The sequence below is a fragment of the Lichenibacterium ramalinae genome (genome assembly GCF_004137085.1).
Lineage (GTDB): Bacteria > Pseudomonadota > Alphaproteobacteria > Rhizobiales > Beijerinckiaceae > Lichenihabitans > Lichenihabitans ramalinae.
In genome coordinates, this window is the sequence record NZ_QYBC01000047.1 from 1 (window position 1) to 9,340 (window position 9,340).

The window sequence follows — 9,340 nt, forward strand, 5'->3', positions numbered from 1 at the left end:
AGGTGAAGTGGTCGCGATGGGCCATGGTGAGATGCCGGATAGCGTGGGCGCGCGCCCACTGTCCAAGATATGTGCCGCGCGGGGCCGACGGTCAAATCCGCCCCGTAAATCCAGAAAAATCCCCATCGACGTCCTTGAGCGCACATCGACGCTGGTCCATAACATTTCAGTCAACGAGCGTTGAACGGAACGTTAAGCCATGCAGACCGGCCCCTTTGTCTCGTACTGCCGCGTCAGCACCGCCCGTCAGGGTCGCTCTGGGCTTGGGCTCGATGCGCAGCGTGCCGCCGTGGCTGGCTACCTCAACGGTGGGGCCTGGCGCCTCGTTGGTGAGTTCGTCGAGGTGGAATCCGGACGCAACGCCGACCGGCCGGAACTGGCGAAGGCTTTGGCCTGCGCGCGCCTGCACCGCGCCCCGCTGGTCGTCGCAAAGGTCGACCGCCTCACGCGCTCTTTGGCCTTCCTGTCGAAGCTCCTTGAGGCCGGCGTGGACGTCCGGTTCTGCGACCTCCCGCAGATCGAGGGACCCACCGGTCGGTTCATGCTTCAGCAAATGGCGGCCGTGGCGGAGCTTGAGGCCGGCATGATCGGCGACCGGACCCGCAAGGCGTTGGCGGCGGCGAAGGCTCGTGGCGTGAAGCTCGGGGGCACCCGTCCCGGGGTCGAGATGACGGCCGCGACACGGGCCATGGGGACGGTGGCGAAGACGGCGCAGGCAAAAGCCCGGGCCGCCGACCTCGGGCCGACCCTCACGTCCCTGCAAGCCTCCGGCATCACCAGCCTCGGCGGGCTGGCTCAAGCTCTCAACGAGCGAGGTATTCCGGCAGCTCGCGGCGGTACGTGGTCGCCCATGCAGGTTTCGCGGGCGCTGAAAATGATTTCAGAACACATATCAGCATAGATCATCGTATATATGTGTTGATCTACGTGTATGCCTGTAAATAACGGTCAGATAGTTCCCTTTCTGCCCATCATCAGCTATTGTCGGCAGCGTCAAGTTCTTTCAGGCCGGCGCCGTGCTTCGTTTCGAGACCATCCTCTTGCTTTCGGGCGTCACCATCGCGGCCATCGCGGTGGTGGCCTTCACGGCGGCTGTGTCCTGATGGGCGTGCCGGCCGGCCCCTTTGTCTGTGACGGCCTCCTGTTCAGGGCCGAGCATCTGGTGCTGCCGTGGATTGCCGGGCGCATCGCGGGCATGGAGGGCGACCTTCTCGCCAGCCCGACCTGTCCCGCCTCGGCCATCGGCATCCTGGGCATGGACGCCTCGGGGATCCGCGGTGGGGCTCGTCGATCGGGCGCCTGCGACTGTGCCGTGACCTGACCGAGCGGCAGTTCAACGCTGCCGAGGCCTACGGACGCCTCCGGGGTCGGTTCGACCGCATGATGGAGATGCCCCGCCGGTCCGCCCGAAGCTGCCTCTACGACATCGAGGCAGGCCGCACCCCGCGGGAGATGAGCGAGGCCGCGATGATGGCCCTCCGAGAGGAACACGCCGCCATGCTGTCCGGTGTGGAAGGCGGTCTCGGCGTGGCGCGCGTGGCCATCACGGCCGGTGGAGTCCGTCGCGTCCTCGACGGCGCAGTGGCCCAGCGGGCGCACCAGGCGAGGGCCGGACGGACCGTGGCGATGCTGGACCGCATCGTGCTCGACGATGAGGCGCCCCTGCCGGGCGAGCTGCCATTGCTGACCGCCGCCCTCGACGTGCTGGTGGTCCTGTTCAGGATCGGAGAGAGGCCATGAACGCTCACGCCATGCCCTCGGCTCAGGTCATTCGCCTGCCGGTACGGCCCCGTGTCGTACCCTCCTGGCCAACCCTGGACCATCTTCTCGAGGATGGGACCCTCGACACCCACCAGCACGCCGCGGCCCTGGCCTACGGGGCTCTCCGGTGCGTTACGAGCGGTCGGGTGGCCCGTTCCGATCCTGGCGGGATCGCTCATAGTTCCATCCATAGTGACGAATGAGGCAATCACGATTTTAATGGTTGATCGCGACACTGCATCATCAGCTCGGGGAATCTGGAACTCACGCTCATGTCGATCGGATGTCAGGGCTGCCGCAACGGTTCCGGGTTCGAACGGACCACCTTCTCAACATCCTGAGAACCTACAAGGCGATCGGCTTCAAGACGGCGATCGACGATTTCGGTGCAGGCCATGCCGGCCTCCAGCTGCTCTCCAAGTTCCAGCCCGACATCGTCAAGATCGACATGGATCTGGTGCGGGGCATCGATACCGATCCCGTCAAGCGCTCAATCCTGCGCTATACGCTGCGGCTCTTGGAGGATCTGGGGATCACGCCACTCTGCGAGGGTATCGAGACGGCCGACGAACTGGAAGCGTTGCGCGACCTCGGGGTGCGCCTGATCCAAGGCTACCTCATCGCCAAGCCGGCTTTCGAGCGCCTCGCCATGCCGATCGTTCCTCCGCTCAGAGTCCTGCAGGCGGCCGAGTAGCGTTCCTGGCGGGATCGGTCGGGCATATCGGACGAGGCGTGGCAGGCCACCAAGCGCGACCATGCTCGCCTGCTCCGGGCGGCCGGGCCAGAGCGGTTCGTCCTCGACCGGCTGTGCCTAGACGATGATGCGCCTCTGTCGTCCGATGTGGACAGGGTGGCCGTTGCGCTCGGGCGAGTGGCCAACCTTTAATGTGCTACTCGGCAACTAAGCCTACCCTCGTTCGCTTTCCCGATCGCAAAACCGCCTTGGGAGAGTTCGATGAAACAGGTGCTTCTCATTTCCGGCTGCAGCTTGGCTCTCCTGACCGGCGTGGTCGGTGCTCAGGCTCAGTCCGCCGACAAAGGTCCGGTGGTTCAGAACAGCCAAGCGATGGCTACGGCCGATCAAGACGGTGCAAAGCCGATCGCCATCAGGCAGCAGATCCAGGACCAGATGACGAAGGCCGGGTATACTGAGGTAACTGTCACACCGTCTTCCTTCTACGTTCGCGCGAAGGACAAAAAGGGTGATCCCGTAGCCATGGTGATCGGTCCTGACTCCGTGATGGAGGTGACGGAAATGCCTGCTCCCAAGACGTCTGCGGGCAACGTGACGGGAACGCCGCCAGCTGGCTCTACGGCACCAGCCTCCAAGCCTTAAAGCACATCATAGCCACCCACAATAGGGGCTGAGCGGCTTCACCTGAGGATCGGAGACATAGAATGGAAATGCTGTTGCCTGAAACCCAGAAGTGCATCGAGACCTGCCTCAAATGCTACGCCACCTGCCTCGGCATGGCGTCGAACCATTGCCTGAAGGTCGGCGGTCCACATGTCGAACAGGAGCACTTCCGCTTGATGCTAGCCTGCGCCGAGGTATGTCGCACGCATGCTCATCTTATGATCTTGGGCTCGCCACACGCGAAGCATTTGGCCCCCGAATGCGCCGAGATCGCCACCAAGTGCGCCGAAAGCTGCGAAAAGGTCGGCGACATGGACGAATGCGTGAAGGCTTGTCGCGCCTGCGCTGAGTCCTGCAGCAAGATGGCGTCCTGAAGCCGAGAAGGATATAGCTCGGCATAGGCAAACCTCCATACCGATCCGCCGGCACCACCGCTGGCTCTACCCGATCGACTGGCGCGAGCTGTCGGCCTTGATCCGCTTCCGGCGTGCTGGAGTATCCTTTTTCCTAGTGGACGGGATCGCGTGAGCCTCGACACCCGCAATCCCGGTCGTTTCATCGGTCGCTCATCCTACTGCTTCGCACACACGATCACGGCGTTCACGTCCGGCGTGCCGTCGCAGCTGGCACCGTTGGACCCCGTGTAGTGCACGGCGCTGCCGTCCTTGGGACAGATTGCGCTGACCAGCGTTTCCCCAGCGTCGCACGTCACTTTCGCCGAGCCGCTCACCACTCTGAAACCAACAGATGCGCCCTGCGGTCCAGTCTGACCAACGTCACCCTTCGGACCTGCAGGCCCCGACGGACCAGCCGACCCAACTGGGCCAGTGCTACCAGCGTCACCTTTCGGACCGGCTGGGCCTGTTGCACCAGCCTTGCCTTCGGGCCCAGCTGGACCGACCGGCCCGATGTTGCCTGCCTCGCCCTTTGGCCCTGCGGGGCCGGTCGCGCCAGGTTTGCCCTCGGGACCTGCTGCTCCCGTCTCGCCCGGCTTCCCTTCGGGTCCGGCGGGGCCGACAGGTCCAATACCACCTGCTTCGCCTTTAGACCCAGTCGGCCCGACCCCACCGGCTTCTCCCTTCGGACCCATGGGCCCTTCCGGCCCAGTGGTGCCGACTTCGCCCTTTGGCCCAGGCTGTCCTGCCTCGCCTGTTGGTCCCGCCGGTCCGGCCGGGCCAATTGGCCCAACGTCTCCAATCTTTCCAGAGGGACCCTGCGTTCCAACATCACCCTTTGGCCCTGCTGGTCCAGCAGCTCCAACCGGACCCGGAGGTCCTGCGGGACCGACCGGTCCAGCGGCTCCCGCAGGACCTTCCGACCCTTGCGCGCCTTGCTGGCCAGGGTCGCCCTTTGAACAGCCTGCGACAGCGATCATCATTCCGAGTGCGCCGACGGCTAGAGTGAGCCGCATCGAGCATCCTCCCTACGCGGGCCTACCCCAACGGGCGGCCATCGACCAGCATAGGGTTAACGCCAGCGAGTTGCACGGGCATCGTCGAGGCCTTGCGCGGCGTCGGGCCGGACCCCGAGCACCGGGACGCGTGGCCAAGGCCAGCCTATCACGATGCCGAGGAATCTTGTCTTGTCGTCGACCGCGACTGTCTCACCCAGCCCTGAGGCGAGCGTGGGCGGCCTAGCGATGCCTAGTCCAGCCTAGTGAGGACCACCAAGGCCTAGCGAAAGACCACCAAAGGACCACAAGGGAAGGGGGGTCACACCTTACGCACTGAAGGGCTGGCAGGCTTCAGAACGCTTCGGATTGCTGCGAAACGCTGCGGTTTGCTCTGGTCACACCTGTGCACCCTCGGTGCGGCCATCGCGACCAGCGTTGCATCATGCGGGCAACTGACACTTTTCACCGGGACCATCTCCGTGTTTCCTGTTGAATGGGTTGAACCCTGCTCTTTCTACCCTCGTAAGAAATATGGGTATTTCGTGCAGCGCAGGGTTTTGCGCCCACCCCCTGCCCTGGCGTCGACCGACGCATCGAGATCCATGATTGCCAGGCCGACGCGACGATGCGGATCACGTTCGTATCGTTGCGGAAGGCCCGGAGCTGCCGCACTTCGACGGTGAGGAACCCGAGCCGCCGAGCCTCGCCGAGGGCGTTGCGGACGGTGGTTCGGCCGACGCCGGCCAGCGCCGCGATGTGATCCAGCGCCAGGTCGCACCGGCCGTGCTTCGCGACCTGGGCGGCCACGACCGACAAGGCTGACAGCTCGCCGGCTGTGAACCTGCAGGCGATGGTAGGCGGCACCCATCCCGACGCCACCCATCGACGACGACGCTCAAGGCTCTCAGGAGCCCGTGGGCGGCTTCCGACACGCCGGGGCTGTGTCGGTACGGCCGGAATGCGTTTCCGGGCCTCCACGGCCTCTGCAAGCGCCTGGGCGTCGGTCTCACCGATGGCTCCTGCCCCGTAGGCGCGCCAGATCGTTGCCGCCAGTTCGGCAAGCCTCGACTGCGGCGCCGATTGCACGGCCCGCGCGATTTCGTCGGTTAACATCTTCGCCCCTCGTCGGGGCCGTCCTGGGGACAAAGCGAGACCGATCACGCAAACGCCAATTTGCGCGTTGACTCCCCGTGGGAGGTCATGAGAGCTTCGGGGCTGTAAACGGTCCCCAAAGACCTCTATCGATTCCAAGAGCCTCCAGGCGCCAACCTGGGGGCTCTTCTCGTTTCAGCGCCCTATCCGGCCATCCACACTCCGCATCATGCCCGACCCGTGAGTCGCGCAATTTACCATGACGCCCGGATGAGGGCGCGGTGTCAAACGGCGGGGTCGGCCTCATTTGCCGATTGACGGCGGCAAGGTCCCGATCCACCTTTACGGCTAAGAAACACAAAAAGCGTCACTCTCCGGTCTCGCAGCGAGCCAGGAGGACGGGATGGGCATCGTGATTCACGCTCTGTTTTACGTTCTATCTGCCGTTGGCGGGGTGCTCCTGACCGCTAATTTTGCGATGAGCGTGCTCAAGCTCGTTCATAAGCAGGCTGAGGCTCGGCGGCTGGCGACCGTGCTCGCACCCGTAACGACCTATTTCCGCCTTGGCGGTATCGCGGACTCTGACCATCACCACATGCCCCATAACTAGTGGCGGCCGCCCCTTTCACGTTGCCCCTCATTGGCGAGGTCGGCCCGTACTGGATCGGTGTCATCGGCAGTCTTGCCGTCGAGGCAGGAGCCGCCTTTAAGGCGTGCAGTGAAATCGACGGCCATTGCCCCGAGCGATACAAGCGCATCCCCTATCTGCTTTTCCGGGCCATCCTCGCTCTTGTCAGTGGAACTCTGCCCGTCGTGATGGACGCTCAAAACAGCCTCACGGCGTTCTACCTCGGGGCCAGCGCTCCCCTTATCCTCGACAGGCTTGCGAAGGGCGTGAAGCCGGGTGAAGCTGTTGCACCTGTTGCCGAAGTGACAACCCAAAGGCCTTCTCGAACTCGAAAAGGCTCGTAGCATGTCCGACGAGGACCGCATCGCCCGCGTGGCCGCGCCCTGTGCGTGGCGGACGGGAACGACCCCGAGGCCGAGGTCACGGTCGGGACGGACGTGGTCGAGGAGGGCGGCGGCGAGCGCTATCACGAGGTCACGGCGCCGGCCTGGACCACCTATGCCGGCGAGGCCCGGCGGATGATCGCAGCCGTGAGGGCGATGGGGTTGCTGGAGTAGCGGATAACCGTGCAAGACAGAAAGCACGCAAGCACGCTCTCGGGCTATCTGTCTCCCTGGCGCTTGTAGACGTCGAAGGCCCGCCGCAGCAGCTCGTTCAGCTTAAGGTCGTGCTGGGCCGCGTAGGTCTTGAACTCGCGCCGGAAGTCGGCCGAGACGCGGAAGTTCAGGGGCGCGTCGTTTCGGTCGCTCTCGGCCGGCTCGTCCGCGACTGCGGGCTCGGCCTTGGGTGGCGCTTCCGGCTCGGGTACGCGAGGCTTCATGTCGACGGCTGGCGCCGCGGTGCCCTTCACAGCGAGGAGCCCGGCAGACAGCTCGGGGGCTTTCTGCTTTCCGGCCATTACCGTTTCCTGCTTTTCGTGCTTGCGTGCATGCGTGCTTTAACGAAGGCCCACAGCTCGCCCATTTCGGCGGCGCTACGCCCTTTCGGGTCCGTCTCAATGACAGTCCGCCCGTCGATCATGGATGATGCGTAGTCGACCCGATCGTGCACGATGGAGCCCGCCACGGCGCCGTGCTGCGACAGGGCGGCAACCGCCTGCGTCGTGAGCTTGGCGTTCGCCTTGGCCTGCGTAACGGCGAAGACGAAGGGCCGCGCGGCGTCGTGGGCCAGGTCGACCGTCGAGCCGACAGCCCGGAGGTCGTGCGGGCTCGGCCGTGCGGGGATCAGCACGAGGTCGGCTGTCGCCAGCACCGCCCGGATGCTGTCCGTGATGGCCGGCGGTGTGTCGATCACGGCATAGGCAAAGCCAGCCGCGTCCAGGGCCTTAAGCCGGGTAGGCAGCTCCGCGATGGTCGACGGCGCCAGCGTCGGCGTCTCGGCCGCGCGGCTATTCCACCATGCCGAGAGCGAGCCCTGCGGGTCCGTGTCGATCAGCACGGCCGGGCCGTCGCCGGCTTGCTCGATGGCGACCGCGAGGTGCGCCGCCAAGGTCGTCTTGCCGGCGCCGCCTTTCTGGCTCGCCAGAACAACTGTTTTCATGCTTCCTGCCTTTCTGGCTTGCGTGCTTTTTGGCTCGCCGCCTCGCGTCCGCTGCGCCTATCGTGTTTGCGTGCAAGCCAGCCCGCACGAATGCCCGAAGGCACGGAAGCCATAGAGCACGCTGGCGAATGCGCGGGGCTGGTGGGTCACGCCCTCGGCGACAGAAACCCGGCGAGCACCCACCCGACCCCGCGGGAGGCGGCGTAGTTCGCGCATCTCAGGCCCTTAGCTGAAACTCCGTGTCGGCGCTCTCGTATGTGATGCGATAGGCCGGTCCCTCCGCTGCAGCAAGTTGATGGCGAGGGTATCCGACCTGTCAGAGCTGGAGCGACAACGCTGCAGTCAAGATGGTGGAAACTGTAGCCATGGACCACCAATTTGGCGAGTGCGAACCGCCGCGCTCGAGGCTCTGGCTCGCTGCCACGGTTACGGCCCTGATCCCCTCCGCAGCCTCAGCACACGTCAAATGGTTCTGCGGACCGACGGATCTTACGCGCCCTCCGGTGGCATTCTTGCACGTGCTGTCGCCGATATTCCTGCTCTGCTGTGTCGGTTTCCTGCTCCTGGTTTTCACGGGGCTGGTCGCGGATGGTTGGCTCGCACGGCTCCGCCCCCGCATGCTGTCGACCGGCGGCCGGCTGGCCTGGGCGGAAGAGGCGATCGTCCGCTTCGGGATCGGCGCCTACTGCCTGCTGCTGTGGAATAATGCCGCGATCGTGCCCTGGGGACACATCAATGAGGTCGTTCTGACGCCGGAGCTGTTAGGCCATGATTGGGTGATCGATGGATTACAAGGATCTGTGGCGGTGCTGGTGTTGTGGCGCTGGACCTGCCCCTTGGCCGCGCTTGCCCTCATGGGACTGTTCGGCATCGGCATGGCCCGATACGGCGTCTTCCACATGACCGATTACGTGTTCTTCGCTGGCTATGCCGCGTACTTAGCATTGACGCCCTGGTCGACCTTGCCGCTGCAGCGTTGGCGACTGCCTCTGCTCGGTGCAAGCCTTGGCTTCAGCTTAATGTGGACAGCAATCGAGAAATTCCTCTATCCGCAGTGGACCTCGACAATCATGGCGACGCATCCAAACATCGCGGCGGGTTTCCCCATCCCCGATGTCGTCGTGATTGCGGGTTTCGTCGAGTTCAGCTTGGCCTTCTATTTGGTCGTGGGACGTGGGCTGCTGCGGGTGGGTGCGCTGGCCCTGATGGTGGTTTTCATCTCTGCCATGCCGGAGTTCGGCCACCTGGACGTGGTCGGGCATATCCCAATCATCGCCATCCTTCTCGCCGTCATCCTTCGTGGAGCCACGCCCCTCCAAGACGCCCTACGGCTTCCGGCGCAGGGTCCACGGATCAACGCGATCGCGGTCTGCGGGCTCTACCTTGTGACGCTCTTCGGCATGATGGCGGCGTATTACGGCCTGCAGCTCACCGCTGGACGGATATGACGAATTTCTGGGTGGGGGAAAGACGCGAGTCTCGCGGATCTGGCGTGTCAGGCGCCACGGTAAACCCATCCGGCGGCGCCACGAGGAACCCATCCCCCCTGCGTAGCAGGGAGTGCAGCGAT

General features: G+C 64.6%; 14 protein-coding genes. 11 read left to right on the top strand and 3 right to left on the bottom strand.

Features of this window, described 5'->3' with window-relative positions:
* The 7 genes from D3272_RS27785 to D3272_RS26710 all read left to right on the top strand — a co-directional run.
* Positions 1–184, top strand: a 184-nt coding sequence (locus D3272_RS27785) for a hypothetical protein (protein ID WP_207210333.1), incomplete at its 5' end; no start/stop codon positions are given.
* Between the two features lie 15 nt (positions 185–199).
* Positions 200–901 (top strand): recombinase family protein, encoded by a 702-nt coding sequence (locus tag D3272_RS26685; protein ID WP_129222274.1) that lies wholly within the window; start codon positions 200–202, stop codon positions 899–901.
* 201 nt (positions 902–1,102) lie between these two features.
* Positions 1,103–1,321, top strand: coding sequence for a hypothetical protein (locus D3272_RS26690; protein WP_129222275.1), 219 nt, complete (start codon positions 1,103–1,105; stop codon positions 1,319–1,321).
* A gap of 59 nt (positions 1,322–1,380) precedes the next feature.
* Positions 1,381–1,740, top strand: coding sequence for a hypothetical protein (locus D3272_RS26695; protein WP_129222276.1), 360 nt, complete (start codon positions 1,381–1,383; stop codon positions 1,738–1,740).
* A 244-nt stretch (positions 1,741–1,984) separates the two neighbouring features.
* Positions 1,985–2,455 carry an EAL domain-containing protein gene (locus D3272_RS26700; protein ID WP_245496811.1) on the top strand — a complete coding sequence of 157 codons (471 nt, stop codon included), beginning with the start codon at positions 1,985–1,987 and terminating at the stop codon, positions 2,453–2,455.
* 261 nt (positions 2,456–2,716) lie between these two features.
* Positions 2,717–3,097 (top strand): hypothetical protein, encoded by a 381-nt coding sequence (locus tag D3272_RS26705; RefSeq protein WP_129222277.1) that lies wholly within the window; start codon positions 2,717–2,719, stop codon positions 3,095–3,097.
* 62 nt (positions 3,098–3,159) lie between these two features.
* Entirely contained in the window at positions 3,160–3,492 is a 333-nt protein-coding gene (locus D3272_RS26710; protein ID WP_129222278.1) for a four-helix bundle copper-binding protein, read from the top strand.
* 1,481 nt (positions 3,493–4,973) lie between these two features.
* Here D3272_RS26710 and D3272_RS26720 read toward each other — a convergent pair.
* Positions 4,974–5,624 (bottom strand): transcriptional regulator, encoded by a 651-nt coding sequence (locus D3272_RS26720; RefSeq protein WP_129222280.1) that lies wholly within the window; start codon positions 5,622–5,624, stop codon positions 4,974–4,976.
* Positions 5,625–6,006: 382 nt separating this feature from the next.
* Here D3272_RS26720 and D3272_RS26725 point away from each other — a divergent pair, with 382 nt between their 5' ends.
* From D3272_RS26725 to D3272_RS27600, 3 genes are read left to right on the top strand one after another with little or no spacing between them, the layout of a single operon-like run.
* The gene (locus D3272_RS26725; RefSeq protein WP_129222281.1) at positions 6,007–6,213 is read left to right on the top strand and encodes a hypothetical protein; all 207 of its coding nucleotides are present in this window, start codon (positions 6,007–6,009) and stop codon (positions 6,211–6,213) included.
* Positions 6,213–6,575, top strand: a complete 363-nt coding sequence (locus D3272_RS26730) for a hypothetical protein (protein WP_129222282.1) — start codon at positions 6,213–6,215, stop codon at positions 6,573–6,575. The genes D3272_RS26725 and D3272_RS26730 overlap by 1 nt, the downstream gene beginning before the upstream one ends.
* Positions 6,576–6,620: 45 nt before the next feature.
* Entirely contained in the window at positions 6,621–6,788 is a 168-nt protein-coding gene (locus D3272_RS27600) for a hypothetical protein (RefSeq protein WP_165361555.1), read from the top strand.
* Between the two features lie 44 nt (positions 6,789–6,832).
* On the opposite strand, the gene D3272_RS26735 is transcribed toward D3272_RS27600, so the two are convergent.
* Positions 6,833–7,129 carry a hypothetical protein gene (locus D3272_RS26735; protein ID WP_129222283.1) on the bottom strand — a complete coding sequence of 99 codons (297 nt, stop codon included), beginning with the start codon at positions 7,127–7,129 and terminating at the stop codon, positions 6,833–6,835.
* Complete coding sequence (locus D3272_RS26740; RefSeq protein ID WP_129222284.1) at positions 7,129–7,770, bottom strand: ParA family protein; 642 nt, start codon at positions 7,768–7,770, stop codon at positions 7,129–7,131. The genes D3272_RS26735 and D3272_RS26740 overlap by 1 nt, the downstream gene beginning before the upstream one ends.
* Positions 7,771–8,282: 512 nt before the next feature.
* On the opposite strand from D3272_RS26740, the gene D3272_RS26745 reads away from it, so the two are divergent.
* Entirely contained in the window at positions 8,283–9,218 is a 936-nt protein-coding gene (locus D3272_RS26745; protein ID WP_129222285.1) for a hypothetical protein, read from the top strand.
* Positions 9,219–9,340 lie beyond the last annotated feature (122 nt).

Bases quoted from the DNA above. Each gene is read 5' to 3' on its own strand.
- D3272_RS26685 (WP_129222274.1), top strand. From the start codon at position 200: ATGCAGACCGGCCCCTTTGTCTCGTACTGCCGCGTCAGCACCGCCCGT.
- D3272_RS26690 (WP_129222275.1), top strand. From the start codon at position 1,103: ATGGGCGTGCCGGCCGGCCCCTTTGTCTGTGACGGCCTCCTGTTCAGG.
- D3272_RS26695 (WP_129222276.1), top strand. From the start codon at position 1,381: ATGATGGAGATGCCCCGCCGGTCCGCCCGAAGCTGCCTCTACGACATC.
- D3272_RS26705 (WP_129222277.1), top strand. From the start codon at position 2,717: ATGAAACAGGTGCTTCTCATTTCCGGCTGCAGCTTGGCTCTCCTGACC.
- D3272_RS26710 (WP_129222278.1), top strand. From the start codon at position 3,160: ATGGAAATGCTGTTGCCTGAAACCCAGAAGTGCATCGAGACCTGCCTC.
- D3272_RS26720 (WP_129222280.1), bottom strand. From the start codon at position 5,624: ATGTTAACCGACGAAATCGCGCGGGCCGTGCAATCGGCGCCGCAGTCG.
- D3272_RS26725 (WP_129222281.1), top strand. From the start codon at position 6,007: ATGGGCATCGTGATTCACGCTCTGTTTTACGTTCTATCTGCCGTTGGC.
- D3272_RS26735 (WP_129222283.1), bottom strand. From the start codon at position 7,129: ATGGCCGGAAAGCAGAAAGCCCCCGAGCTGTCTGCCGGGCTCCTCGCT.
- D3272_RS26740 (WP_129222284.1), bottom strand. From the start codon at position 7,770: ATGAAAACAGTTGTTCTGGCGAGCCAGAAAGGCGGCGCCGGCAAGACG.